28 protein-coding genes are annotated in these 25,922 nt (G+C 51.5%); 8 read left to right on the forward strand and 20 right to left on the reverse strand.

Annotated features, from left to right (window positions below; genetic code table 11):
• Positions 1 to 139 precede the first annotated feature (139 nt).
• On the forward strand, positions 140 to 649 hold the full coding sequence (locus B152_RS0103995; RefSeq protein ID WP_020591096.1) for an HPP family protein: 510 nt from the start codon (positions 140 to 142) through the stop codon (positions 647 to 649).
• Between the two features lie 77 nt (positions 650 to 726).
• On the opposite strand, the gene ychF is transcribed toward B152_RS0103995, so the two are convergent.
• From ychF to rfaD, 9 genes are all read right to left on the reverse strand, one after another.
• Entirely contained in the window at positions 727 to 1,824 is a 1,098-nt protein-coding gene (gene ychF / locus B152_RS0104000; RefSeq protein WP_020591097.1) for a redox-regulated ATPase YchF, read from the reverse strand.
• A 55-nt stretch (positions 1,825 to 1,879) separates the two neighbouring features.
• Entirely contained in the window at positions 1,880 to 2,650 is a 771-nt protein-coding gene (gene pth / locus B152_RS22415; RefSeq protein WP_020591098.1) for an aminoacyl-tRNA hydrolase, read from the reverse strand.
• A gap of 38 nt (positions 2,651 to 2,688) precedes the next feature.
• Positions 2,689 to 3,321, reverse strand: a complete 633-nt coding sequence (locus B152_RS0104010; RefSeq protein ID WP_020591099.1) for a 50S ribosomal protein L25/general stress protein Ctc — start codon at positions 3,319 to 3,321, stop codon at positions 2,689 to 2,691.
• Positions 3,322 to 3,474: 153 nt separating this feature from the next.
• Entirely contained in the window at positions 3,475 to 4,407 is a 933-nt protein-coding gene (locus B152_RS0104015) for a ribose-phosphate pyrophosphokinase (protein WP_020591100.1), read from the reverse strand.
• A 127-nt stretch (positions 4,408 to 4,534) separates the two neighbouring features.
• Entirely contained in the window at positions 4,535 to 5,509 is a 975-nt protein-coding gene (locus B152_RS0104020) for a hypothetical protein (protein WP_020591101.1), read from the reverse strand.
• Between the two features lie 115 nt (positions 5,510 to 5,624).
• Entirely contained in the window at positions 5,625 to 6,395 is a 771-nt protein-coding gene (gene pgeF / locus B152_RS0104025) for a peptidoglycan editing factor PgeF (protein WP_020591102.1), read from the reverse strand.
• Entirely contained in the window at positions 6,389 to 7,588 is a 1,200-nt protein-coding gene (locus tag B152_RS22420; RefSeq protein WP_020591103.1) for a class I SAM-dependent methyltransferase, read from the reverse strand. The genes pgeF and B152_RS22420 overlap by 7 nt, the downstream gene beginning before the upstream one ends.
• Positions 7,585 to 8,466 carry a prolipoprotein diacylglyceryl transferase gene (gene lgt / locus B152_RS0104035; protein WP_157230816.1) on the reverse strand — a complete coding sequence of 294 codons (882 nt, stop codon included), beginning with the start codon at positions 8,464 to 8,466 and terminating at the stop codon, positions 7,585 to 7,587. Before lgt ends, B152_RS22420 begins: the two co-directional genes overlap by 4 nt.
• 11 nt (positions 8,467 to 8,477) lie before the next feature.
• Positions 8,478 to 9,461 (reverse strand): ADP-glyceromanno-heptose 6-epimerase, encoded by a 984-nt coding sequence (gene rfaD / locus B152_RS0104040; protein WP_020591105.1) that lies wholly within the window; start codon positions 9,459 to 9,461, stop codon positions 8,478 to 8,480.
• 234 nt (positions 9,462 to 9,695) lie between these two features.
• Here rfaD and B152_RS22425 point away from each other — a divergent pair, with 234 nt between their 5' ends.
• The 5 genes from B152_RS22425 to B152_RS0104065 all read left to right on the forward strand — a co-directional run bounded on the left by B152_RS22425 (position 9,696) and on the right by B152_RS0104065 (position 12,791).
• Positions 9,696 to 10,028 (forward strand): accessory factor UbiK family protein, encoded by a 333-nt coding sequence (locus B152_RS22425; RefSeq protein ID WP_033405719.1) that lies wholly within the window; start codon positions 9,696 to 9,698, stop codon positions 10,026 to 10,028.
• A gap of 267 nt (positions 10,029 to 10,295) precedes the next feature.
• Positions 10,296 to 10,796 (forward strand): type III secretion system chaperone family protein, encoded by a 501-nt coding sequence (locus B152_RS0104050; RefSeq protein ID WP_020591107.1) that lies wholly within the window; start codon positions 10,296 to 10,298, stop codon positions 10,794 to 10,796.
• Positions 10,797 to 10,832: 36 nt separating this feature from the next.
• Positions 10,833 to 11,654, forward strand: coding sequence for a pyrroline-5-carboxylate reductase (proC, locus tag B152_RS0104055; RefSeq protein WP_020591108.1), 822 nt, complete (start codon positions 10,833 to 10,835; stop codon positions 11,652 to 11,654).
• Between the two features lie 121 nt (positions 11,655 to 11,775).
• Positions 11,776 to 12,378, forward strand: a complete 603-nt coding sequence (locus B152_RS22430; protein ID WP_020591109.1) for a TetR/AcrR family transcriptional regulator — start codon at positions 11,776 to 11,778, stop codon at positions 12,376 to 12,378.
• 62 nt (positions 12,379 to 12,440) lie between these two features.
• The gene (locus B152_RS0104065) at positions 12,441 to 12,791 is read left to right on the forward strand and encodes a tRNA-binding protein (protein WP_020591110.1); all 351 of its coding nucleotides are present in this window, start codon (positions 12,441 to 12,443) and stop codon (positions 12,789 to 12,791) included.
• Between the two features lie 17 nt (positions 12,792 to 12,808).
• Here the strand turns inward: B152_RS0104065 and B152_RS0104070 are convergent, their stop codons facing one another.
• From B152_RS0104070 to B152_RS0104080, 3 genes are all read right to left on the reverse strand, one after another.
• Positions 12,809 to 14,221, reverse strand: coding sequence for an ATP-binding protein (locus tag B152_RS0104070; RefSeq protein ID WP_020591111.1), 1,413 nt, complete (start codon positions 14,219 to 14,221; stop codon positions 12,809 to 12,811).
• An 18-nt stretch (positions 14,222 to 14,239) separates the two neighbouring features.
• The gene (locus B152_RS0104075; RefSeq protein WP_020591112.1) at positions 14,240 to 14,926 is read right to left on the reverse strand and encodes a response regulator; all 687 of its coding nucleotides are present in this window, start codon (positions 14,924 to 14,926) and stop codon (positions 14,240 to 14,242) included.
• A gap of 138 nt (positions 14,927 to 15,064) precedes the next feature.
• Positions 15,065 to 15,544, reverse strand: a complete 480-nt coding sequence (locus B152_RS0104080; protein ID WP_026261269.1) for a MarR family winged helix-turn-helix transcriptional regulator — start codon at positions 15,542 to 15,544, stop codon at positions 15,065 to 15,067.
• Positions 15,545 to 15,722: 178 nt separating this feature from the next.
• On the opposite strand from B152_RS0104080, the gene B152_RS0104085 reads away from it, so the two are divergent.
• Together B152_RS0104085 and B152_RS0104090 are read left to right on the forward strand one after the other, a co-directional pair.
• Positions 15,723 to 16,601: a branched-chain amino acid aminotransferase gene (locus B152_RS0104085; RefSeq protein WP_026261270.1), complete on the forward strand. Its 879-nt coding sequence runs from the start codon at positions 15,723 to 15,725 to the stop codon at positions 16,599 to 16,601.
• Between the two features lie 74 nt (positions 16,602 to 16,675).
• Positions 16,676 to 17,206, forward strand: a complete 531-nt coding sequence (locus tag B152_RS0104090; RefSeq protein ID WP_020591115.1) for a GreA/GreB family elongation factor — start codon at positions 16,676 to 16,678, stop codon at positions 17,204 to 17,206.
• Here the strand turns inward: B152_RS0104090 and B152_RS0104095 are convergent, their stop codons facing one another.
• From B152_RS0104095 to B152_RS24935, 8 genes are all read right to left on the reverse strand, one after another.
• Positions 17,207 to 17,659: a molybdenum cofactor biosynthesis protein MoaE gene (locus B152_RS0104095; protein WP_020591116.1), complete on the reverse strand. Its 453-nt coding sequence runs from the start codon at positions 17,657 to 17,659 to the stop codon at positions 17,207 to 17,209.
• A gap of 1 nt (position 17,660) precedes the next feature.
• Complete coding sequence (moaD, locus tag B152_RS0104100; protein ID WP_020591117.1) at positions 17,661 to 17,912, reverse strand: molybdopterin converting factor subunit 1; 252 nt, start codon at positions 17,910 to 17,912, stop codon at positions 17,661 to 17,663.
• Positions 17,909 to 19,168, reverse strand: coding sequence for a molybdopterin molybdotransferase MoeA (locus tag B152_RS0104105; RefSeq protein ID WP_020591118.1), 1,260 nt, complete (start codon positions 19,166 to 19,168; stop codon positions 17,909 to 17,911). The genes moaD and B152_RS0104105 overlap by 4 nt, the downstream gene beginning before the upstream one ends.
• The gene (mobB, locus tag B152_RS0104110; RefSeq protein ID WP_020591119.1) at positions 19,168 to 19,689 is read right to left on the reverse strand and encodes a molybdopterin-guanine dinucleotide biosynthesis protein B; all 522 of its coding nucleotides are present in this window, start codon (positions 19,687 to 19,689) and stop codon (positions 19,168 to 19,170) included. Before mobB ends, B152_RS0104105 begins: the two co-directional genes overlap by 1 nt.
• Positions 19,690 to 19,821: 132 nt before the next feature.
• Positions 19,822 to 21,768, reverse strand: coding sequence for an excinuclease ABC subunit UvrC (uvrC, locus tag B152_RS0104115; protein WP_425402023.1), 1,947 nt, complete (start codon positions 21,766 to 21,768; stop codon positions 19,822 to 19,824).
• 789 nt (positions 21,769 to 22,557) lie between these two features.
• Positions 22,558 to 22,953: a dihydroneopterin aldolase gene (gene folB, locus B152_RS22435; protein ID WP_020591121.1), complete on the reverse strand. Its 396-nt coding sequence runs from the start codon at positions 22,951 to 22,953 to the stop codon at positions 22,558 to 22,560.
• A gap of 155 nt (positions 22,954 to 23,108) precedes the next feature.
• Positions 23,109 to 24,080, reverse strand: coding sequence for a calcium/sodium antiporter (locus B152_RS0104125; RefSeq protein WP_020591122.1), 972 nt, complete (start codon positions 24,078 to 24,080; stop codon positions 23,109 to 23,111).
• A gap of 299 nt (positions 24,081 to 24,379) precedes the next feature.
• Positions 24,380 to 25,816 carry a PAS domain-containing sensor histidine kinase gene (locus B152_RS24935; protein WP_211212111.1) on the reverse strand — a complete coding sequence of 479 codons (1,437 nt, stop codon included), beginning with the start codon at positions 25,814 to 25,816 and terminating at the stop codon, positions 24,380 to 24,382.
• Between the last annotated feature and the right edge of the window lie 106 nt (positions 25,817 to 25,922).

Genomic DNA, 25,922 nt, shown 5'->3' on the forward strand with positions numbered 1-25,922 from the left:
GAAGGCATATTGTTCAATTCTGGCGCGGTATTGTTTTGATTATAAGCTGATTGGTTTTTTCAAATAGAATGCCGGGCCTGTTCCATTATATCAGTTGTTCAGAAAATTTTCTCGGGCCCAACCTCCAGGTAACTTAAATATGAGACAGCATTTCGCTAAATATCGCGGACAGGGGGCAGCTGTGCCACCAATCCCCAATCGCCACTTCATTTTCTGGAGCTGGTTAGGGGCCTGTGTTGCGATCGCTGCTATTGCCTGGTTATCCAGTGCTGCTGGCGCCCCTTTTATCATGGCACCATTTGGCGCGAGCTGTGTTCTGATCTTTGGGCTACCCAACAGCCCATTGGCACAACCCCGAAATCTGGTTCTGGGGCACTTGATTGCAACAGTTGTCGGTTTGATCGTTATGGAAGCGTTGGGGGTTGGCTGGTTGTCCATGGGGATCGCCGTGGCCTCGGCCATTGCCCTGATGCAGATGACCCGGACTTTACACGCCCCGGCTGGTGCAACGCCTTTGGTTGTGATGCTGGAGAATGCTGACTGGTCCTTTCTTTTTACACCGGTTTTAAGCGGAACTCTTGTGCTTCTTGTGGTCGGGCTTGTTGCCAACAATCTGTCCCGTGAGAGAAGCTATCCTGAGTACTGGTAAGCAGGCTTAAATCGCCCAATAAAAAAGGTGGCTTGCGGGCCACCTTTTTTATTGAGCTTGATCTGGGAACCTGAAAATCAGACGTTAAAGCGGAAGTGGAAAATATCACCGTCTTTGGTCAGGTACTCTTTACCTTCGGCCCGCATTTTTCCGGTATCTTTTGCGCCCTGTTCGCCATTGCAGGCGATGTAGTCATCATAGGCGATGGTTTCGGCGCGAATGAAACCGCGTTCGAAGTCCGTGTGGATTTCGCCTGCGGCATTTGGTGCTGTAGAGCCAGCCACAACAGTCCAGGCCCGTGCTTCTTTGGGGCCGACAGTGAAGAAGGTCAAAAGGCCGAGCAATTCGTAGCCTGCGCGGATAATTCGTTTCAGGCCGGTTTCCTCCAGTCCGAGATCAGCCAAAAACTCTGCCTTTTCTTCTGCATCAGAAAGGGAGGCAACTTCGGCTTCGATCGCTGCAGAAATGATAACGCAAATACCGCCTTCGGCTGTGGCGCGTTCTTCGACCAGACGGGAATAGGCATTGCCTGTTGCCGCATTTTCTTCTTCCACGTTGGCAACGTAAAGAACCGGCTTGGCTGTCAGAAGTTGCAACTGGTCATAGATCGGCTTGTCATCTGCCGAGATGTCGGCTGTGCGTGCTGCCTTGCCGTCCTGAAGGACGTCGTAAACGATATTGAGAACAGCCAGCTTGGCTTTGGCTTCCTTGTCGTTCCCCTTGGCCTTTTTCGTGTTGGAGGCAATCTGTTTTTCTACGGACTCAAGGTCGGAGATAAGCAGCTCGGTCTCTACGGTTTCTGCGTCACGAATAGGGTCAACAGAACCATCAACGTGAGTGACTTCGCCATCAAAACAGCGCAGGACATGAACAATGGCATCAACAGAGCGGATGTTGCCGAGAAACTCGTTCCCCATACCTTCGCCCTTTGATGCACCGCGTACCAGACCGGCAATATCGACAAATTCGAGCTGCGTCGGAATGATTTTCTGCGAGTTGGCGATGGCAGCAATCTTGTCCAGGCGGGAGTCCGGGACAGAGACCCTGCCGATGTTGGGCTCAATTGTACAGAAGGGATAGTTGGCTGCTTCTGCTGCGGCGGTTTCCGTCAACGCATTGAAGAGGGTGGACTTGCCCACGTTTGGCAGGCCAACGATGCCGCAGTTGAAACCCATTATTCTCGCCTTTCGCTTGTGTCCCCAGGCAAATCATTGTGCTGGGGGCAGTGTGTTATTTTTCGTCTGAGCGCGTTTTACTATGAGTAAGCCAGCGCGCCAAGGAGGATTGCCATCCCCCGGCATGCTGTTTTGTTTTTTCTGTTTCAGTTTTAGCAGGCCTTGTTTGCTCGACGGGGGCGTTGCGCAGCTTGCTTTTGCCTGCCGTCACACCGTCAGTTGCCTTACTATTCTCGGTCTTGTCTTTTTTCGGGCGTGGCGGGGCAAGTTCCTGAGCGACCCGCGACATGAAACCGGAGTCGTCTCGCTGGGCAAGAAAGGCCGCATGTCGGGAAATGGCTTCGAGTTCTTTCTCCAGCCAGGCCTGTTCTGATTTGGCAAAGTCGCCCAGCACATGACCTGTCACCCGGTCCTTGTGTCCGGGGTGACCAATGCCCATACGAATCCGCCAGTACTCTTTGCCGAGGTGGGCATCAATGCTTTTGATGCCATTATGTCCTCCCGAACCTCCGCCTTGTTTGATGCGCAGTTTCCCGGGAGCAAGATCAAGCTCGTCGTAGAATACATAGATATCTTCGGGAGCAATCTTGAAGAACCGGGCTGCCTCGCCAACAGCGCGGCCAGATTCATTCATATAGGTTTCCGGCTTGAGGATGAGGATCTTATCCTCTCCAAGGCGGCCTTCGGAAACCTGCCCCTGAAAGCGTGCTTTCCAGGGCGAAAAACGATGGCGGCGAACGATATCGTCCACCGCCATGAAACCGATGTTGTGCCGGTTTTTTTCGTATTTCTGTCCGGGGTTGCCAAGGCCGACAAACATTAACATGTTGGCTTTCCTCAAGTTCTCCGGTCAGAAAGAAGAAATTAAGCTTCTTCTGCTTCTTCTTCTGCTTCTTCTTCGTCAGCATCGCCGGATTTGGCAGACTTGACAGAGCTAGGTACTGCAATGGTCGCGATAGTGAAGTCACGATCAGAGATAACGGGCTCGGTTCCTGCTGGAAGTTTAACAGAAGAGATGTGAACGCTGTCGCCCAGTTCAAATCCGGCCATATCGACTTCGATATGCTCAGGGATCTGGTCGGCGCGACAAATCAGTTCGATGTCGTAGCGTACAACGTTCAGAACGCCGCCTTTTTTCAGGCCTGGGCAAGCTTCTTCGTTGATGAAGTGCACAGGAATGTCGACATGAACAGTTGTCTTGGCAGAAACGCGCAGGAAGTCAACGTGCTCAACCATGTCAGTCACAGGGTGAAGCTGGATGTCGCGCGGAAGAGTACGCTCTTTCTTGCCATCAACTTCGATTTCCCAGAGGCGGGTACCGAAATGGCCAGTTGTGTACTCTTTCATGATTGCGCGCGGGTCCATGTTAATCATGGTTGGCTGCTTTTTCGCACCGTAGATGACGGCAGGAACCAATCCTGCGCGACGTGCGGCACGAGCGGCCCCCTTTCCGGCTCGTTCACGAGCTTCTGCGCTCACTTTAATGATGTCACTCATTTTATTCTCCAGTAAGTCAAAAAACAGCGGCAGTGCGATTACGCGCTGCCGTTGCAGGTATCGGCCAGCCTCCAGGGGTGCTGAGCCGTAGAATCCGCCCGTCTTTTATACGGGCGGATGCATTTCGTCAAATTAATCCGTCAGCGGGGCTGATCAGTCGAACAGACAGGAAACCGATTGTTCGTCACTGATCCGTCGCATGGCTTCCCCCAAAAGAGGCGCCACGGAGATCTGTCGTATGTTATGGGCAACGCGAACAGCTTCGGTCGCCTGGATTGAATCTGTCATAACCAGTTCTTCCAGTGGAGATGCTGTAACACGAGCAACGGCACCACCGGAAAGGACGCCATGGGTGATGTAGGCAGAAACGGCTGTTGCGCCAGCATCTTTCAATGCCATGGCTGCATTACACAGGGTTCCGGCTGAATCAACGATATCATCGATCAGGATACAACGCTGGCCTTTGACATCACCAATAATGTTCATCACCTCGGAAACACCGGCTTTTTCACGGCGTTTGTCGATGATGGCAAGATCAGCATCAAGACGCTTGGCAATTGCCCGGGCACGCAAGACCCCGCCAACATCAGGTGAAACGATGGTCAGAGGTTCTTTTTTCATGCGCTCCTGGATGTCTTTACTAAAGACAGGTGCAGCAAAAAGATTATCTGTCGGGATGTCAAAGAACCCCTGGATCTGACCTGCGTGTAAATCCATAGTCAGCACCCGGTCCGCACCGGCTGTTGTGATCAGGTTGGCCACCAGTTTCGCAGAGATCGGCGTACGGGGGCCGGATTTACGATCTTGCCGGGCATAGCCATAATAAGGAATCACTGCTGTGATACGGCTGGCTGAGCCCCGTTTCAACGCATCAATGGTAACCAGAAGTTCCATCAGATTATCGTTGGTAGGGTAGGAGGTCGGCTGAATGATGAACACATCTTCGCCACGTACGTTTTCGTGAATTTCCACAAAAACTTCCATATCTGAAAAACGCCGGACAGATGCTTTTGTCAGGGGCAGATTCAGATAGGCGGAAATGGCCTCGGCCAATGGTCGGTTGCTGTTACCCGTTAAGATTTTCACGCCAAAATTCCCGGCTTAACTGGGCCTGAACTCGCTAAAAGTTGGGGCCCATAGTTGTAAGTTTGGACGGGCGGAACTTATCAATCCCTGACATTCCTGTAAACGCCCATAAAGACTCATTTTTTTCTTAATTGAGAACAGATTGATTCTGAAGACTCTTTTGTTGCAAAAGATCGGCGATTCCAAGGGCGGCACCCTCTGCAATAACCTCGGCTGCAGGGTCAATGATACGAGAGAGCGGCAGGGCCGGTACAGGGTTGGTTTGTTCTATCAAGCCAATTTGCTCTCCAGAGTTGTGATTCGTTACTGTCCAGCGCAAAGTCAGAAGCAACAGGTCGGTCTCAGGTTTCTGGTCAATCTCGAGTCTCAGGATCAGGGGGGCAGTGATGTCGCCTGTATCCAAGTCAGCTTCCGGCTGCAGATTAATTCCACGCAGCTTCAGGGAAGTCCTGAGCTCAATCATTAAATTTTCCTGGCTTTTCTCTGGCAGGCTATCGGGAAGAGCGCTGAGGTACAGGTTGTTTTGAAAATTGATTGGTTCTTCAAGTCTCACAGGCTTTGAAGATTTTTCAGCAAGAATTTCCTGATTCAGGCGGGGGACAGTCCTGCTGATCAGTTCCTGCATCAGGATTTTGGGATTGGAGCGGAGAACCTGCAGGGGAATTTGGGTTTGTTCCTGTAACTCGAAAAGAGGAGACGATATTGCGGAGTCACTGACACTTGTTTCCAGACTGAAGATGACATCCTCGGACTCCAGAGCGGATGTGTCCTGGTTTAAGGGGGCATCAGAAAGTGGTGTGATATAGAAACGGCTTTCCAGATACAGGCTGCTGACTGTGGGATGGAATTTTGAGGCTGGCAATCCCTGTTCCAGCAAATCCTTGCTCAGTGTATCCTGGGCCCAGAGAGCCAAACGAGGTTCAAAAGGATGGCTTTCCACAAACTCAATGCGTGGAAGGGCAACGGACAGGGGCTGTGTTCCCGAAAGGTGAAGGAGCGGATTTTGGGTTGGTGCCGGATCGATAAAAGGTCGGGGGAGAGGGCCGCAGGCAGACAAAAAAGCAGCCAGTCCGATCAAGGATAGTAAAACGGAGACTCTCATGTGTTTCTAGATATCTTTCTGATCACTCTTTTTCTGGGCGGGAAGGTTCATACAAAAGTGCAGGTTGCGAGCAATCCAAGAAAACAGAGCAGGAAAAAGAACAGAAGATGCGGCATTATTCTTCCAATACTATTGCTGAAAGACCTCGGCCATAATCGGCTTCCTTGAGGTGACAGGAGCGGCGGTAACTGAAAAAGAGGTCTGCTTCACTATAGGTATCATTTTTGGAAACCGAGAGCTGTTTGATGCCACTTTGTTTCAGCCTGCTGCCGACATAGCGGCGCAGGTCAAAGAGAAAGCGGCCTTCCCGGGGAGAGGGGATGAAATACTCCAGATTACTTTCCTGTTCTTCACAAAAACGCTGTGCGAATTCGGCACCAACTTCGTACGACATCTGTGCGATGCAGGGACCAATGGCGACATGAATGTTCTCACGTTTGGCGCCGAGCTTTTCCATTGCGAGCAATGTACTGTCTGTGACACCTTTGATCGCCCCTTGCCATCCTGCATGGGCTGCGCCGATTACCCCGGCAAGGGGATCCGCAAAAAGGACAGGTGTACAGTCTGCAGTCATGATGCCCAAAGCTATTCCAGGTCTGTTTGTAACCAGTGCATCTCCTCTGGGCGCCCCTTCCGGACTGGTCCAAGTCTGTTCGACAATATGTACATCGGCAGAGTGAAATTGATAGGCCGTTACAAGGCTGGCGTCAGGGCTGTCCATTCTGGCGAGCGCCCTAGAGCGATTTTCCAGAACATTTTCTCTTGGCTCGTCAGCGCCAAAACCACAGTTGAGGGAGCTGTACAGACCTGTGCTAACGCCACCTTGCCGGGTGAAAAAACCGTGCCGGATGCCATTCAGATTTTCAAGAGCGGGGCTGTTCAGCATGACGTATCCTTGTTGTGTTCATGGCCTGAAGCTTTCGGGAAGGCCGCAGGTGTTGGCAAACCTTGAGATGTCAGAGCCAACACCTTGAAGAGTTCGCCCATCTGGTCCAAAGCGGTGAGGCGATGTTCGGCTGCAGTAATATCGAGAACCTGTGCGTCGCTGCCGTTGCGGCGCAACATTTCTGCTCTTTGTTCAATGCCGAGAGCGCGGAGAAAATCGCCCTGAGTGATCGGGCCATGAGATTTACAGCGGGCCTTTTCAGCGCTTTCGATCAAGGCAGGAAAATCAACCAAGGCTGAAAGGTCTGCCGCCCCGGGTTGCTCCAGGACCGGATGATATTTGTGTGCTCTGACGGCCTGCAGGCTGGGGCGTGCCGTTGGCGTTATCCAGCCATAATCAATGATCAGGGCAGCGCCGCCCTGTTCGTCAAGGTGTGTTGCTATTTCGTGTGCATAGCTGGAGGCAAGAGGAGAGCGTTCGACAATCGCACCTTCTGCCGCTTCTCGGAGGCAAGAGGGCAAGAGAGTTTCAATGGCTTTTGACGGTGGGGAGAGTGTGAACTGCAAGCTGGGTGATACATCACCGGCAGGACTTTCTGCCCCTGTTGTTTCTTCAGCCCCTGTTGGCGTATCTGACAGAGTGACCAGACGTTCACACCATCCCTGGGGCGCACGTTCGAATTGCCGGATCGGCAGAGCGTCAAAGAATTCGTTTGCCAGGAAGAATGTGGGACCTTCGGGCAGGCTGGATAAATCCTCGTGCCATGTCACAGGATATCCCGCGAGCGCTTCTTTCTGTTTTTTACGGAGGGTTGGGCTTATTTCCACAAGATGGATTTGCAGGCTTTGGACAAAGCCGGGAACGCCGGGAAGCATGGTTGCGGTTCTGAGCAGGTCCGACATCAGAGTGCCTCGGCCAGGCCCAAGCTCGACCAGATTGATCGTGGTTGGCCCCCCCATGTTGTACCAGGTGTCGGCGAACCACAGTCCAATCAATTCGCCAAACATCTGGCTGATTTCCGGGGCTGTAATGAAGTCACCTTTTGTTCCGAAGGGCTCTCCTGCCATGTAATAACCGTGTTTGGGGCTGATGAGAACTTCAGCCATATAATCGGCCACTGTGATGGCCCCCTCCAGACGAATTCGGTTTGCAATGCGGGCAAAGGCCGGAGAACTTTCCTTTCGTGCAGTCATTTTTTCCCTGATCCGGCTTTGTTTTTAGCAGCGTCAGCAGCCTTGGGGGAAATATCTTCCGGCTTGTGTTCCGGTCCCGTGATCTGTTGAGGCAGCCGGAAGGCAAGCACGGCAATCGCGAGGCCGACAAGAATCATGGGGACAGAGAGCAACTGGCCCATCGTTGCGCCACCAAAGAGGAAACCGATGTGAGCATCAGGTTCGCGGAAAAACTCGACCGTTGAGCGCGAGAGACCGTAACCGATCATGAACAGGCCGGAAATTAGTCCCCGTCTTTTTAAGCCGTCCAGCCGAACAACGAGGTAGAGAACCAGGAACAGGGTCACGCCCTCAAGCCCGGCTTCGTAAAGTTGGCTCGGGTGCCGGGGCAAAGGTCCGCCATTGGGAAAGACCATACCGATTTCCGCAGTGGTGACGCGGCCAAAAAGTTCACCATTGATGAAGTTGGCAAGACGTCCAAGGAGCAGACCGATCGGCGCGGCACAGGCAATAACATCGGCCAGCGTGAAGAAATGGATTTTCTCGCGACGGGCAAAGAAGAACATTGCCGTAATCACGCCGATCAGGCCGCCATGAAAAGACATGCCGCCTTGCCAGACGGCAAAGATCTCAAGCGGGTTGCTGAGGAAATAGGTGAAATTATAGAACAGTACATAGCCCAAGCGGCCGCCAAGTATGATCCCGAGGGTTGCCCAGACCATAAAATCATCCATGGCAATCGGGCGTACCAGACGCGGTGCCTGGAAACAAAGCCAACGGCAATAGCGCCAGCCGATGACAATGCCGAAGATATAGGCCAGTGAATACCAGCGTATAGCGAAGGGGCCAATCGAAACGGCAATGGGGTCAATTTCGGGATAAGCCAGAGCGGTGAGCAGCAGGTCCTGTGTCATCGGTAAGCATTTTCCCGGGCAAGGTGTTCCTGGACGTAGTGGGTGACACCTTCTTCGAGCGAGAGAAAGGGGTGGTCATAGCCAGCTGCTTTGAGCTTGGTCATGTTCGCTTCGGTAAAATACTGGTATTTGTCCCGGATAGCTTCGGGTGTGGGCACATATTTGATGTTTTCATTTTTGCCCATCGCGGCAAAAACCGCACGCGCTAGGTCGGAAAAGGTCCTTGCCTGCCCGGTGCCAACATTGAACAGGCCGCTGACCTTGCGGTTGTCTTTGAGCCACAACATGACATTGATGCAGTCATCGACTGAAATGAAATCACGCAACTGGCCGCCATCGGAATAATCGGGATGATGAGACTGGAAAAGTTTGGCAGGCTCGCCCGTGGTGATCTGTTTAAAGAGGTGGTAGGGCACACTGGCCTGACCGCCCTTGTGGTACTCATTGGGGCCATAAACATTGAAAAATTTCAACCCGGCCCACTGTGGCGGTTGCGGCGCGTTGTTGGCAATCCGGCGTGCGACCCAGCGGTCAAACAACTGCTTGCTCCAGCCATAGCCGTTGAGTGGCAGCAGCTTGGCCAGATGCTCTATGCTCTGGTCGTCATCAAAGCCTTCTTCCCCGTCGCCATAGGTAGCGGCAGAGGAGGCATAGATGAAAGGAATGCGGCGAGTTGCACAGATATTCCAAAGAGTTTTGCTGAGACGGAAGTTGTTGTCCATCAGGGCGTCACCATTGGTTTCAGTCGTTGCCGAAATGGCCCCCATATGGAATACGCCGCTGATTCTCTCCCCGTGCTGCGAGAGATAGTCTTTCATCTTTTCGGGAGGAATGATGTCTTCAAGTTCATGTCGTGCCAGATTACGCCACTTGTCACCACTGCCCAGCCAGTCACAAACAACGACTGATTTACCTTGCTGAACCAGTGCGGCAACAAGGTTTGATCCGATAAACCCGGCTCCGCCAGTTACGAGATACATGCGAGAGAACCTTCCTCTGTATTGCTTCATCCTCCCCTATATATGCTTTCTGCCACCGGGAGAGAAGCGCCGGAGGGGATATTTTTACGTATTCTTTCTGTTTCTAGGCTGTTTCTGGGCGCGGATGTGCGAACTCCGGTTGATGAAGTCGCCAGCAGAGGCCATATTAGGGACAGTTCAAAGCTGATTCAAATCAGCCGTCATGATGACAAGCACTGTGAAAGGCAAAGAGTGATGCAGACCCAAAATCGGATTCTTGATGATATGGCAAAGGTCGCCAGCAGTGCGATGGGAGCTGCGGCAGGAATGCGTGGCGAGATAGAAGCAAGGGTACGCGAACAGTTCGAACGGATACTGTCCCAGATGGATGTGGTGCCGCGCGAAGAGTTTGAAGCGATGAAAGCTGTTGCCATTAAGGCGCGCGAGGTTGGTGAAGATCTGGCTGATAAGGTTGCTGCCCTCGAAGCCCGGTTGTCCGAAATTGAGGCCGCTGCGAAACCTGCGGCTGCAACGGTTAAAAAGACAGCGACCAAGGCAACTGTGAAAAGCGATAAAGCAGAAAGTTGACTATGCTGCTGGATCGGTCATTTATCACTGGCCGTGATTATTTTCTGGCGCAGATATGATCGACATGGGCGGAAGCCTGGCAGTGTAGCTGTAACGAACAAAGCCCCGGAAAATTTCCGGGGCTTTGTTTTTAATCTTTTCACTTGTATCGCGGAATCATTTTATGGCAGTCTATATTTGGTAGTGCGTTGTCGGAGATGACCCATATCTTGGGTGCTTCAACGCCTATTTGATCTTGCCCGGCTATTCCAGTGAGGAGTCAGTGCAATGAACTCAGACGCTACAAGTGAGCTGCTACCATTCAATCCCATTGATGTTATCGAAGAATGGGTCCTGGACTGTAACTGGGACTTTGAACGTGAGAGCGATTTCGAACTCATGGTGGTTATCGACGGGATCTGGTGTCCGCTTCATCTTCATTTCCAGTGGCAAAGTGAACTGGAAGCCATGTTCTTCGCCTGTCACGGCGAAGTTGAAATTCCCCAGGAGGTATATAGCCAAATTTGTGAGTTACTGATGAATGTCAATAACCAGTTATGGTTGGGGCATTTTGATCTGATCCCGGAAACGGGGAGCCCGGCGTTTCGGCATACTGTTCCTCTTCGGGGGCAACAGGCTTTTAACGGGGATTTGACAGAAGACCTGGTTGCAACGGCTCTGGCAGAATGGGATCGCCTGGTGCCAGCTATCCAACTTGTTTGTGCCGGAGACGCTGTGGAGAGCGCCGGGGTCGATCTGGCCTTGATGGAAGTCGCCGGAGAAGCGTAAAGTTCCTGTCTTGATAATCTGGACGGGATATGTGTGATGTTGATTGATGGACCTTTGCTGCTTATCGGTTGTGGCAAAATGGGGGGAGCGTTGCTTCAAGGGTGGCTGGATCGAGGGCTGCCGGGCAGCTCTGTGACCGTTGTCGATCCCAGTGCCAGGGCAAGCTACATGGGGGTTTATCGTGATCAGGGGGTTGTTACCCTGGAAACACTGGCTGAAGTTCCAAAAGATTTCAGTCCTGTTCTCGTGATGTTTGCAGTTAAACCCCAGATGATTGATTCAACAATCGGGGAGTATCGACGCTTTGTCCGTTCCGAGACGGTTTTCCTTTCTGTCGTTGCCGGGAAAAAAATCTCTTTCTTTGAAGAGAAACTGGGCAAGGGTGTTGCTGTGATCAGGACCATGCCGAATACCCCCGCAGCGGTTTCACGAGGGATGACAGTTCTCTTTGCTAATCAGAATGTAGATGAAAATCAGCAGGCTGCCTGTGGGGAACTCATGGCGGCTGTTGGTGAAATTGCCTGGCTAGACCAGGAAGAACACATTGATGCGGTCACCGGTGTTTCCGGGAGTGGGCCAGCCTATATCTTTTTCATGGCGGAATGTCTCGCGCAAGCCGGGATTGATGCTGGTCTGCCGGAAGCCTTGGCGAGGAAATTGGCAGATACAACTGTTTCCGGGGCTGGGGAATTAATACATCAGTCAAAAGAAAGTCCTTCTCAGCTGCGTATCAATGTGACCAGCCCGAACGGAACGACCCAGGCAGCACTTGAGGTGCTGATGTCGGAAGACGGGCTCCAACCACTCGTGACGAAAGCTGTTGCGGCTGCAACGAGCAGAAGCCGGGAGCTGTCCTAGAATAACTTGAAGCTCAATTTGGTTCGAGAAGGCAAGGGGGCTGTTGATGTAAAAGGAGCTTGGGGAAGAGTTTTTTGCTACTATATATACCCTGTGGATTCTTCACTTAGGGAGGTAGACCATGAAAAAAACGGATATTCCCAAGCATATTCTGCAAACGGCGATGCATCTTTCGACTGAGCAGGGCTGGCAGAATCTTTCCCTTGCCGAAATCGCGGTTGCAGCAAAGCTGCCGCTGTCTGAACTTTACACAATCTTCCCCTCCAAGGCTGCTATCTTGAAGTATCTGGCAGCTCAAGCTGATCTTCAGCTTATGGATGGGGAGGAAAAAGACCGCCTGGAGCAACCTGTTAAAGACCGTTTGTTTGATCTCTTGATGAACCGCTTCGATACGCTTAGCCCTTACAAACGAGGTTTAAAAGCCGTGATCAAGGCCGAGAACGGCGATCCATTTGCTGCGGTTGCCCAGTTGTGCCATCTGCGCCGTTCGATGGGGCTGGTGTTGGAGGCGGCAGGGATCTCGACCAGTGGACTTCGAGGCGTTTTGAGAACCAAGGCGTTGAGCGCTGTTTATCTCGCGGCTTTTCGCGTCTGGTTGAAAGATGATAGCGAAGATATGGTCAAGACAATGGCCTCACTCGACAAGGGGCTGGGCAAGCTTGATAGCTGGGCGCGGAGGTGTTCGGGAACATTTTGCAGCAAACGAAATGAAAAAGCGGCCTAGAGATCTTGTCATTATAAAAGCGCCTCTTCACTATGTGCCGGATGAAGAAGGAGTTTTAAATAATGGCAGAAGCGACTGACCAGATCGGCTTTGATGATTTTTTGAAGGTTGATATCAGGGCGGGGACCGTGATTGATGCCCAGCCTTATCCCGAAGCACGTAAACCGGCGATCAAGCTGTGGGTCGATTTCGGAGAGGAAATTGGTGTACGCAAGTCCTCGGCACAGATCACGGTGCACTATCGTCCTGAAGATCTGATTGGGCGTCAGGTTATGGCCGTTGTAAACTTTCCCCCGCGCCAGATCGGCAGTTTTATGTCTGAAATTCTGGTGCTGGGCGCGTCTGATTCCGAGGGGGCGATTGTCCTTCTGGCGCCAGACAAAAAAGTCCCTAACGGAAGCCGTATGCACTAACCCAAGGGATAATGCAGCTAGAACGGTAGAAGTATCCTGGCCCGCAGCCCGCCTCCGGGGGCGTCTTCCAGAGACAAGTCACCCCCATGGTTGCTGATTACATCGTTGGCGATGGAAAGCCCAAGACCTACACCTCCCGTTGCCTGATTGCGGGACTGTTCAAGCCTGAAGAAGGGCTTAAGGACATCAAGACGGCTTTCGGGAGGAATGCCGGGGCCGTCATCGTCAATGGTAATTTCAAGCAAATAACCGGAAGCCGATTTTCGTTTTCTGGCACAGACCATAACGTGCCGGGCATAGCGTTGGGCGTTGGTGACCAGGTTGCTAACGGCACGTTTGAAGCTTTCCTTGCGTAACTGGATGACGATGTCTTCTTCAATATGAAGGTCGATCGGGTTATTGTTTTGCCCAAGCTGATCCATCAAATCCCGGAGCAGACCGCTTATCTCGCAACTGGTGGTTTCCTCGCGCCCCTCGCCACGGGCAAAAGCCAGATACCCATTGATCATCTGCTCCATCTCGATCACATCGGTCTGCAGGTTTTTTATATCCTCATCCTGTCCTGACATAGCAAGTTGAAGCTTCATCCGGGTGAGCGGTGTTCGCAGGTCGTGGCTGACCCCGGCCAACATAGCTGTGCGTTGCTCGACCTGTCTCTTTATCCTTGATCTCATGCGGATAAAGGCCCCGGAGGCTTGTCTGACCTCAGTCGCTCCCTCTGGTTTGAACCCCTTTACATCCCGCCCTTTACCAAAACTTTCTGCCGCTCGGGCGAGCCGTTGAATGGGACGAACCTGGTTGCGCATGAAAATTACCGCAACCCCGAAGGTGATAACGGAAGAGCCGACCATCCAGAGAATGACAAGGTAAGTTGTCGAGGTGAACAAACGTTTACTAGGGACCAGGATCAACAGGACGCCGTTGTCGAGCTGGATCTGTATCTTGACCTGATCCTCGAGGCTGACAGTGTCGATTTCATACTGGTGTATGAAATCAAAATTTTTAATCATCTGCTCGCTGATTGCTTGATCAAGCCGGCGTTCCAGTACAGACCAGTCAGGAGTCCAGGCAGTTGGCGGCAGGGTTATGTCATGGTGCAGAGTCAGGGAGAGATCTGTGGTTTTTTGCATCAGGCGAAAGATACGGGCCTGTTCATAGGGGGTCTCAGCTTTCTCGAGCAGCAGGATCGCCATTGAGATGTCCCCAGCCAGACCCTGGGCCAGGCGCTTGGTTACTGTCTCGTAATGCCGGTCATAAAACACCCATACTGAAATGGCCTGAACCAGCAACAGAGGGGTGATAATAATCAGCAGGGATCGTCCCAGAAGGGAACGCGGCAGAAAACGCTTCAAAAATGAAGGGGATCTTGTCGTCAGATCGGTGGTGACGTTCTGATCCGGACTGTCCTGAGCTGTTGTATCTCTTGCCATCTATCCGTTCACCCGGGTTCAGTCTGTTTGCAAGACATAGCCGATGCCCCTGACTGTCTGAAGGTACCGGGGATAGCGGGGATCCTGTTCGATTTTACGCCGCAAGCGTGTCACCTGAACATCAACGGTCCGGGCACTAGAAAGTTCTACGCCTTCTTCGATAAGCTCGTCCCGGCTGACGGGCATTCCTGCCTTGCTGGCCAAGGTTTTTAACAAAGTAGCTTCTACATCGGTCAGGTGGATGAAGTCATCTTTCTGCCAGAGCTGAGATTTACGCATGTCAAAACGGAATGAGCCAAATACAATATTGTCTGTGGCTTGTTGGGTTTCCGGCACTACGGATTGAATCCGCTTGAGGATGGCATTAATTCTCAAAACCAGTTCCCGTGGTTCGAAAGGCTTGCAGAGGTAATCATCGGCACCGGTTTCAAGCCCGGTTATCCGATTTTCAGTTTCCGCCATGGCTGTAAGCAGCAGTATGGGGACTTGAGTGTTCTCGCGAAGCGAGAGAGTCAGATCTAGACCGCTTTCACCGGGCATCATGATATCGAGAACCAGCAGGTCAAAAGAAAGGGAAGCCAGCTGTGCCCGTGCCTCGGATGCATTGCCGGCTGTGGTGACAATAAACCCCTGGTCGCTGAGGAATTTTTGCAGGAGATTTCGAAGGCGGGTGTCATCATCAACAACCAGCAGGTGGGGGGGCATTTCCTGTATATTTCCCGTTATCATTTTGACCAGTATAGCGTTAGGCTGTTGTTTGCCCAGAGGGAGTTTATGTTGGAGCGTCCAGCAGGAGAGAGCTGTTTTCCTGAAACTGTGCAGGAAGCACTTCTGGTTTCGAGCTTAACGGCTGAAGCGTTGTCGATCATTTTCTTCCATCATGTTCAGCAAGACCGAACGAAAACCTGCGACGGCTTCTGCCCCGGATTCTTTGTAGGCCCGGACTATACGTTGCCGCTGGACCTCGAACAGCTTGTCATCAAGCTCTTGTCCTTTAGCGGTTAGCTTAAGTAACCGTTGGCGCCGGTCAACTGGACCGGGGGTCTGGCGGATGAAACCTTCGCGAACCAGTTGTCCCAAAACGCGAGACAGACTTTGCTTGGTGATGCGCAAAATAAGAAGCAGTTCGCTTACCGTAATGCCTGGATGACGACCGACAAAGTGAATAACACGATGATGAGCCCGGCCAAAATTGTATTCGGCCAGGAGTTCATCGGGCTCACCTGTGAAATCACGATAGGCAAAAAACAGCAGTTCTATCGCCTGCATTATTTCGTCTGTGCGGAGGAAAAGGGGATTGGTTCCAGATTTTATGTCAGTCATGTTGACTTATCTATCAGTGTAATGTTACTTATTAAAAATAAATTTTGATACAAATGATCAAAATTATCGGAAATTGAAGAATTATTTTACCTTTTTCTGTTGTTCAAATCCGATCGGATGATCCGGATGGGGAGATTCAGTTAAGGGTGAAGACTATACCACCTTGGACGGGAAAGCTATGACTATGCTGCCATTTGATGATCGCGACGGGTTTATCTGGTACAACGGCGAAATAACTCCCTGGCGAGACGCCAAAATTCACATCCTCAGTCATGGCCTGCATTATGCCAGCAGCGTCTTTGAGGGAGAAAGAGCTTATGGCGGCAAGATTTTTAAAATGAAAGAACATCACGAACGTCTGTTGCGTTCAGGTTCGCTGCTTGGTTTTCAGATTCCCTATTCCGTGGCCGAGATAGATCAGGCCTGCGAGAAGGTTTTGAAGGCGAATAATATCGTAGACGGCTATCTGCGCCCTGTGGCCTGGCGGGGCAGTGAAATGATGGCGGTTTCTGCCCAGAAATCAAAGATTCACCTCGCAATTGCTGCCTGGGAATGGCCGGCCTATTTTTCGGCAGAGGCCCGGCTTGAAGGTATCAGACTGGATTTTGCCGAGTGGCGACGCCCGGACCCGGCGACAGCACCTGTTGCTTCGAAAGCGGCTGGTCTCTATATGATTGCAACGCTTTCCAAGCATGCGGCTGAGGCCAAGGGATACAATGATGCGCTGATGCTCGACTACAGGGGGCAGATTGCCGAAGCAACCGGGGCCAATATTTTCCTGGTTCAGGATGGAAAGATACATACACCAATACCGGATTGTTTTCTGGACGGTATAACCCGGCAAACTGTCATCGCACTGGCTCGCTCAAAGGGCTATGAGGTTGTCGAGCGGGCGATCATGCCGGAAGAACTGGCCAATACACAGGAAGTTTTTCTGACAGGTACAGCCGTAGAGGTGACGCCGGTACGTGAAATCGCCCAACACCACTTTACCCCGGGGACGATTACCCGGGATCTGTTGCTTGGTTACGATGAAATGGTTCGCAAACCAGGCTGACAGGCTGGTAACGATGCTTATATGATAGGGGCAGTTCCATTTGGGACGGCCCCTTTTGTTTGCAGGTGATGGGAATGAGCAGAGCTTTTGTCAAGGAACCGGATGGAGATCAGGTGCCGGATGATCAACCTGAACTGCCGGTTTCCGCGCATCCAAACTTTGTAACCGTTGAGGGTTTAGCCCTGTTACGTGGGCGACTGGAAGACGTGCGACGAAACCTCTCTGTCTTGCGGACTGCAGATCAACAGGACATGAAAAACAAAATGCAGCAGAGCAAGCTTGGCCGGGACATGAGATATCTGGAATTGCGACTGGCCAGTGCAATTCTGATCGATGCTGCGCAACAGCCTGAAGCGCAGGTGGCGTTCGGAGCATGGATGCTGCTGGAGGATGCGGCAGGAAAACGTTATCGCTACCGGATTGTGGGAGAGGATGAGGCTTCCCCTGTTGAAAACAAGATCAGCTGGGTGTCTCCATTGGCGAAAGCAGTTCTGGAGGCAGAGGTTGGTGAGTTAATTGTCTGGCAGAGACCTGTTGGCAATCTGGAGCTGGAGCTGCTTGCACTGTCCTATACAGGGCCTTGTCAGGACATTCTGCCCGGGTGATCAGCTTTTAAGCCAGCGCTCTGTTGCCTCTGTATCGCCATCCCGTGCATCGACCCATTTGCCACCTTCAGGCGTTTGTTCCAGTTTCCAGAAAGGGGCCTTGGTCTTGAGGAAATCCATCAGGAATTCGCAACTTTCAAAAGCGGCCTGTCGATGCTTGCTGCAGGTGACAACCAGAACAATCTGGTCTCCCGGTGCCAGCTGACCATAACGATGAATGATCAGGCTGGCATCAAGCTCCCAGCGCTGGTGGGCTTCGGTTTCAATTTCCCGCAGCATTTTTTCTGTCATGCCGGGATAGTGCTCAAGCGTCATGGAAGAGATCTCTGTATCTCCGGCAATATCCCTTACCAGCCCGATAAAGGCGGTGACGGCACCAATAGCTGGATTGCCTTCTGTCAGTTTGCGGACTTCCAGGGCCAGATCAAAGTCTTCAGACTGTACACGGATCATATCAGCCCCCGGTTACCGGCGGAAAAATGGCAACTTCATCACTGTCCCGAATTTCCTGGTCAAGGTCAGCGTAATCCTGGTTAACGGCAATCCGAAGCAAGTCACGTTTCTTCAGAGCTTGCGTATAGCTGTTGCCCAGTTCAGGCAGCCAGTTCAGCAGGTCGTTGACTGTCCGAACATTTGTCGGGAGAGAAATGTCTTCCGAGGACTTGCCGATTTCAGTTCGCAACCAGGCAAAATAAAGAATTTTCATAGGCCAACCTCATTAAAGGGCAGGTAGGTGATGGTCTGTCCGGGCTCAACAGTAAGGAGATCTTCAGGTAGCTCTGCGAAGCCGTCAGAAGCACAAACTGAGGAAAGCACACCTGCCCCTTCTCTGGGAAATTTATGAGCCTCGAGCCGGCCTTCATTATTATTGCGTAAATGTACCCTGATCCATTCACGTCGATCTGCCTTTTTTCGATGGGAGAAGGCAGCGGTGACGGGAAAACAGTGTGGAGCTTGAATGTTCCCGCCTGACAGTAGGGTAATGAGCGGCCTGACAAAGTTGGCAAAGGTAACGATCACAGCCACCGGGTTGCCAGGAAGGCCGACAAAGGCAGTTGGGCCGATCTGGCCCAGGGCGATAGGGCGGCCCGGTTTGATGGCCAGGCGCCAGGCATGCAGGCTGCCCTGGCATTCAACGGCCTGTTTGACATGATCTTCCTCGCCGACAGAAACTCCCCCGGAGGTCAGGATCAGGTCAAACTTTCCCGCGGCCTCGCCAAGGGCTTGCCGGATGGTCTCAAAGTCGTCGTTTAAGATTCCGAGATCGGTTACGGCACAACCCAAATTTTGCAGAAGCCCGGTAATGGTAAAGCGGTTGGAATCATAAACCTGGCCGCTTTTAAGCGTTGTTCCGGGGTTCTGTAGCTCATCGCCGGTTGAGAAAAGGGCGACCTGCAAGGGGCGTCGAACCGGAATTTCTGTTATCCCGACAGCTGATATCAGACCAAGATCCTGAGGTTTGAGCGAGTGTCCTGCTGAAAAAATGGTGGTTCCGGCTGTAACATCTTCTCCAGCTTTGCGCGAATTCGCGCCACGCTTGATCCCGCTCGGGATAGAGACGTTGCCCTTTTGATCCAGTGTGCAGTCTTCCTGCATCAAGACTGTATCTGTTCCTTGTGACATGACGGCTCCGGTGAAAATCCGGACGGCAGTCTGCGCTTTTATCTTGTCGGGTAACGGTGTTCCGGCAGCCATGCGCTCGCTGATGGGCAGGACTGTGGATGTCCCAGGAACCAGATCATCATAAGCAACGGCATAGCCATCAACCGCTGAGTTGTCATGTGGAGGAACATTCACAGAAGAAAGCAGATCAGAGGCAAGAATACGGCCCAGACAGAGAGGAACCGCTTTAATCTCGATGGGGGCAATACAGCGGACTTTCTCGGCAAGAAGCGAAAGAGCCTCTGCTGTCGTCATCAGCTTGCCGCCATGGGCAAAGCAGTCATCTGATAACTGTGCCATTAATCGGCTGCCTTTCTGATCTGTTTATCAAGTTCACAGGTCATACAGATAAAATCGGCTATGGCTTCAGGATCATTAAGGTCAAGCACAGGCAGCTGTGTATCGGAAAAGGGTTCGTCTGTGGCAATGGCTATAATCTGGGGGTCGTCCAGATGCAGCATGCGTTTGCCGACCGAGGGGCGGTAAATTTCCAGTTTCTGGTGGCTTTCTCTTTTGAACCCTTCGACAAGGAGGAGGTCAACGGGAGACATATGGGGGATCAGCTCTTCCAGAGTTGGTTCTTTTTCGTCGCGTAACTCGTGCATCAGGGCCCAGCGATTACCGGAAGAAATCATGACTTCAGATGCACCGGCTTCCCGATGTTCATAAGAATCCTTTCCGGGTTTATCCACATCAAATCTGTGGTGTGCATGCTTGAGCGTTGACACCTTGAGGCCTCTGTTGACCAGGGTCGGTATCAACTGTTTAAGCAGGGTGGTTTTGCCGCTACCGCTCCAACCAGCAAAGCCGAAAATCTTCATGCCGTTTCCTCTGGCTTAATCATTGAGTTTGTTGAGTGCGATATAGCCCGTCATCAATCATGTTTCTATGTTATAGATCAAATCACACAATGGCGATTACAGATCTTGGGCCAGAGTTGCAGAGCGGGAAGCTTACTCGGTATTGAAGTAGTCGTAAATTGACTGGGCCACGACCCGACTGATCCCTTCAACCGCCGCCAGATCCTCAATACCAGCCCGGGCAACCGCATCCGCTGATCCAAAACGGAACAAAAGGGCTTTTTTTCTTTTGCTGCCGATACCGGGAACTTCATCGAGACTTGATTTCAGGCGAGCTTTGCTCCGCCCCTTTCTGTGTGTTTCGATGGCATAACGATGGGCCTCGTCCCGCAGGCGCTGGATAAAGTAAAGGACTGGGTCTTTCGGATCGACCAGGAAAGACGGGCGATCCGGGAGAAAAATCCGCTCCCTTCCTGCATTTCGATCCTGCCCTTTTGCAATGGCAACAATGGGAATGTCCGAGAGCCCCAGCTCTTCAAGAACTTCCATCCCGATGGTCAACTGTCCCTGTCCACCATCCAGTATCAGGAGGTCAGGCCATTGATCGCCCTGTCTGTCGGGATCTTCCTTCAGACTGCGAGAGAGACGGCGGGTCAGGACCTCGCGCATCATGGCGTAGTCATCTCCTCCCGTATAGTTCGCTTGTGCGGGAGTCGCTTCTGAAGCAACGGACGGCTTGTCACCCCGTATCTTGAATTTGCGATAAGCCTTTTTCAGAAAGCCCTCAAGCCCTGCCACAATCATGCCACCGTAAGCTTCGCTTCCTTGTGTATGGCTGTTGTCATAGACCTCGACACGTTCAGGCGTGCTGTCGAGCGAGAGCATTTCGGCCAGTCCTTCGAGCAGACGGCGCTGGCTGGCGCTTTCTGCCATGCGTCTGGCGAGGGCTTCGCGGGCATTGCTTGTGGCGTTATCAAGGAGTTTGCGTTTGGCTCCCCGCTGGGGGTGGTTAACCTCGACCTTTGATCCTGCCTTGCTGCTGAGCGCTTCTGCCAACACGGTTTCTTCGGGAAGTTCGTGGCTGGTGAGAACTTGTTTCGGCACCGGCTTGTTGGCGTAAAACTGCGCGATAAAAGAGGTCAGTACCGTTTCTGAATCGATTGTTCTGTCATGGCTGGGAAAGTAAGAGCGGTTACCATAATTTCGCCCTGCCCGGAAAAAGAAGACCTGTATGCAGGACTGTCCGGACTTTTCATAGAGAGCAAAGACATCGGCATCACCAAGATCTGGAATATTGATTTCCTGTTTTGACTGAATGTTGGTCAGGGCACGGATGCGGTCGCGGTAAATGGCAGCTTGTTCGTAGTCCTGTGCCTCGGCAGCCTGTTGCATCTTTTCTGCCATCCGCTGCTGAAAGGCAGTGGATGAACCCGAAAGAAACTCTTCAGCCTCCTGGACATGTGTTGCATAGCTTTGCAAGGAGACCCGGCCAACACAGGGCGCGGAGCAGCGTTTGATCTGGTACATAAGACAAGGGCGGGTGCGCAGGGAATAGACACCGTCACTGCAGGAGCGGAGAAGGAAAGCTTTCTCGAGTGCTGTAATGGTGTGGTTTACGGACTTTGCATCGGCAAAGGGGCCAAAATAGCGACCTTCCCGCTTTTGTGCCCCACGATGTTTCGTGACCTGAGGAGCTTCGTGGTCACCTGTGATGAGGATATAGGGAAAGGATTTGTCATCCCTCAGAAGAACATTGTACCGCGGTTTAAGGCGTTTGATCAGGTTACTTTCCAAGAGTAACGCTTCCGCTTCGGTATTGGTGCGCACGATTTCCATCGAACGGGTTTCCGAGACCATACGCTTGAGCCGATAAGGAAGCTGATCTGTTCGCGTATAGGAAACCACCCGTTTTTTCAGGCTTTTTGCTTTGCCGACGTAGAGCGCATTCCCTTTGCTATCAAGCATGCGATAGACACCAGGAGAATTGGGAAGTGTCTGTACAACTTGCTGGATAACAAGAGTGCCCCGGGCAATGTTGCCTGATGACTGCTGGCCTGTACCCTCGCTCTCATCTGTAACATCTTCGGGCTGTTCCCAGATGATTGCCGCGTCTGACAGGCCCGAGAGGCGGGATGATGCCTCTTCTGTTGGTGCGGCATAAACGTCGGTTTCCTGTTCGGCCATCGCCGAGCGTTTCCCTCCCTGTGAAGGGTCTTTCTTACTTGATCGGGGGGATGGCGTTTTTGGCATGGCTTAAAAGATTGAACCTGAAGCGGAGGACATTGTTTAACCGGCGTTGATCATAGCGCTGTCAGAATATTATCTGAAAGAAAAGCTGTACACCTGTTCTAAATGGCGATTTCCTGTGAACAGGTCAAGAACACTTTATTAACGCTGAAAGGGGACTCTAGAGCTCTACAAGGATTCGTGGAGGTCAGAGGAAAATGGCCTTTTTTGGAAAAAAAACATATCCACGATTCCTGTGGATAACTATGTGGCTATCTTGTGAGCCTGTCTCTATGGCCCTTGAAAACCTTGGGGTTCTCATAGGCTGCTTAAAAAATAGGCAAAATATATAACGTATTGATATTGTTGGTGATAATTAAAGTCAACGGCTCCTGAGATAAAAAAAGTAGATTTTTTTGACTTGACGATGACAGAAGTGTTTCTCCTGTGCACAAGTGAAATTAAATTACAGCGAAAGCAGTTGTTTTCTATGGATTCCCGCCAAGCTCTTTCTGAGAATCCGGGGGAGGACAAACGGATTGGTGGAGATAAGGAGTTTCGAGGGCTCGTTAATTTTTGCGAAGAAGTCGACCAAGCGCTGAAACAGAAAAGGCCGAGGAAAGTATCTCGGCCTTTTCAACAATCAAGTATCGCGGGGATATCTCAAGAGCGTGTTCGTGTAATCTCGATACCAACCCCTGCAACATCAGGATAGCGATCAAGTTTTTCTATTCGCATGGCGACAGTCTTGATCCGCTCATCAAAAAAACAGGCTTCTGAAATTTGAGTGGCAAGCGTTTCAAGTAAACGGACATTGTTTTTAAGGCAGACATCCCGAACTTTTTTGACCAGTGTACCGTAGTTCACAGTTTCATCGATCTGGTCATCGTTTACGGCTACAGGGTTGAGCGAGAGCTCCAGGCTCACACGCAGCCTCTGGGGGCGCAGGCGCTCTTCATCGGTCAGACCGATATGACAGCTGAGGGTTAAATCCCGAACGACAAGCCTCTGCTCTGTCAGATTGCTTTTTATCGCGGGTAATTTCTTTTCGGGAGCCATAGGTGACTGTCCTTCCGTTTCTTTGAGCCATGCCTGTGGTTTTTCTATTTTCAGGCTTTTTCTGACGCCAATCTATGGACTCAAGGGGCCAAGGTCAAAACCCATTTCGCGGACCGAGGGGCTTTGGAAAAGGGGAAGGCTCACCTGTATGTAAACTAGCTCAAGAAAAGCTTGTCCCTGAACTGGTAAAGGATATAGGCCACATAGAGAACCAGAAAAAAGACGCCCTTGGAGCGGCAGATTTTCCCGCCCAAGGACATGACGGGAATAATCAGAAGGCTGACTCCAGCCATCACCCAGATATCAAACTGCAAGATGGAAGGGGAAACAGTGAAAGGAGTTACGACGGCCAGAATACCAATGATCAGCAAAAGGTTGAATATATTCGAACCAAGAGCATTCCCGAGGGCAACTTCGGTATGTTTTCGTAGACCGGCAACTATTCCCGTTGCCAGTTCTGGCAGGGAAGTTCCCAGAGCAACCAGGGTAACACCGATAACGGTTTCGGAAATTCCTGCTGCCCGGGCAATGCTCTCTGCGCCGTCAATCAGCAGCTCTGATCCAAAAATCAGGAAGAGAACACCAATGACAAGGAGAAAGGCGGCAAGCGGGACGGAACCCGGGGCAGCGGCAAGCTCTTCTGCCAGTTCAGGATCGGCTTCCTCTTTCGGATTACACTTCTTTTCCCGGTAGTAACTCCTGCCAATGTAGAGAACCAGGAGTGCAAGCATAAACAATCCATGCCAGAGGGTGAATTCCCCCAAAAAGGCAAAGATAATGAAGACTGCGGTTGCCAAAATCATGGCAATGGTATCGCGCATCACATCACAAGGCTTGGTCTCAAGGGGGTAAATCAGGGCGCCGACCCCAAGTATCAGCAGAATATTGGCGATATTGGAGCCGACAATATTTCCGACCCCTATGTCTGTTGACCCCTCCAGTCCGGCGGTCACAGTTACCATCAGTTCAGGCATGGAGGTGGCGCAGGCGACAATGGTCAGGCCGATCAGCATGGGAGAAAGCCCCAAATGTCGGGCTATACTGATGGCTCCTCGCAGCAGAATCTCTCCTCCAACCGCCAAGAGAACCAGGCCGCCGCCTACCATCAGAAATGCCATTGCCGTCATGAAAAAATGCCTTTGGTTAATCCATAGCTTATGTGCCGCGCAAATTTACTGCGCAGCACATATCAGGCTTTTAAATGCCTCTGCGTTGCTGGTTTTTCAATAGCTGATCACGATTATTGCCAGTTTCTCATGATATTCACTCTGTCAGGCCGATCTTTCCTGCAGTTGGATGAAAGACCTTTCGATCTGAAACTTTGCTGTTTTGATGCAAATCCAGCTGTTTCGCTTATGTAGTATTGATCCCCATGTGGCCCTGGAATCACATTATTGTTATGCTCGGGGATACAGGCACCAGGGATTTAGTCGCGGGTTTTTTCTCGAGGCATGATTACTGACACTTTTGTGCCTTTTCCCTCTTCGCTGGAAATTTTTAGTTCGCCACCATGTGCGGCGACCAGCTGTGAAGTGATATAAAGCCCCAAGCCGACACCCTTGCCTGCGGCCCAGGATGAACTTGCAGCCTGGGTAAAGGCTTTGCAGACATCATGAAGGCGGTTTTCAGGAATGCCGATACCATTATCAATAACAGTGAAGATCAAATTCATGTCCTTGTCACGAGTAATGACGAGAGAGACTTCGCCCCCTTCAGGGGTGTACTTGACGGCATTGGCAAGCAGGTTGGTGAGAATCTGTCTGAAACGGCGTGCATCGCCAATCAGGAAGAGGCCGGGAACAGTATTGCTGAGCTTAAAGGCCTGGTCTTTTTTTATGGTTTCAATTTCAAAGGTGGCCCGGCAATAATTAACCAGTTGCTCAAGACCAAACTGTTCCTCGTAGAGTTTAAGCTCTCCCTGCTCAATTGTTGAGGCATCAAGAAGTTCATTAATCAGTTCGAGCAGATGGCGAGCACTTTGATCTATGTCCTTCAGGGCATTTACCTGTCGCTCATTGACCGGGCCATAGATTTGGTGGCTGAGCATTTCGGTGAAGCCAATTATTGCATTCAGGGGCGTTCTGAGCTCGTGGCTCATGGTGGCCAGAAAATTTCCTTTGGATTCATTTGCTGTCTCTGCTTCCTGTTGTGCCAGAGAGAGTTTGTGCGTTCTCTCGCTTACTCTTTTCTCGAGATCAAGGTTGAGGCGGCGAAGATCTTCCTCAGCCTGAACGCGCTGCGTGATATCTTCTTCAGTGATGACAACGACTTTCCCTCCTGAAACAGGATCAAGCCCTACCTCAGCAGTAAGGGTGTGCCACTTTTCTCCGAGAGATGTCTGAAGCATGAGATCGGTTCGAAAACGCTTCCGGTTTTTATAGCGTCCAAGAATTCGCTTGAGAATTTCTGGATCATTATAGCGAGTTTCCAGGGTGACTTGTGTATTGTTTCCATGGTCGTGAACGTTGGCGGCAGCGGGATTTTGAGCCAAAAGTCGGCCATCCATGGCAAAAGTGCTGATCATCAGAGGGGTATATCTGACAGCCTCGAGAATACGTTGTGCCCTGTGATCAAGCGTGCCCTGAGTTTGAGGCGTGGATTCAATGAGAACAGCTTTTTTATTGTCTTCTACTGTGACTGGGGTAAAGGTCATGACAACCATCTTTGGGCTGCCATTGGGATAAAGTGTCCAGTGCTCCTCTACCCTTTCCCCCTGCGATGTATGTGAGAAAATTTCCTGTAGCCGCGTGCGGACGATCATGGAATCTGTGGAAAAATCTCGGGAAACAAGATCCGCTAAAGTTTCTGCTTCCCAGAAATGCAAGGCGGCCTCATTACCCCACCAGATATTATGATCTGTCATGTTGAAAACCCAAATTGGGGTACTCAAACGATTAAAGGCAGAGAGATCCTGCCAATTCTGAAAACGGGGTAACTGTTCCTTAATCGTGGGTTGCATGCATAAATTC

Source organism: Kiloniella laminariae DSM 19542 (assembly GCF_000374005.1).
In the GTDB taxonomy this organism is placed as follows: Bacteria; Pseudomonadota; Alphaproteobacteria; order Kiloniellales; family Kiloniellaceae; genus Kiloniella; species Kiloniella laminariae.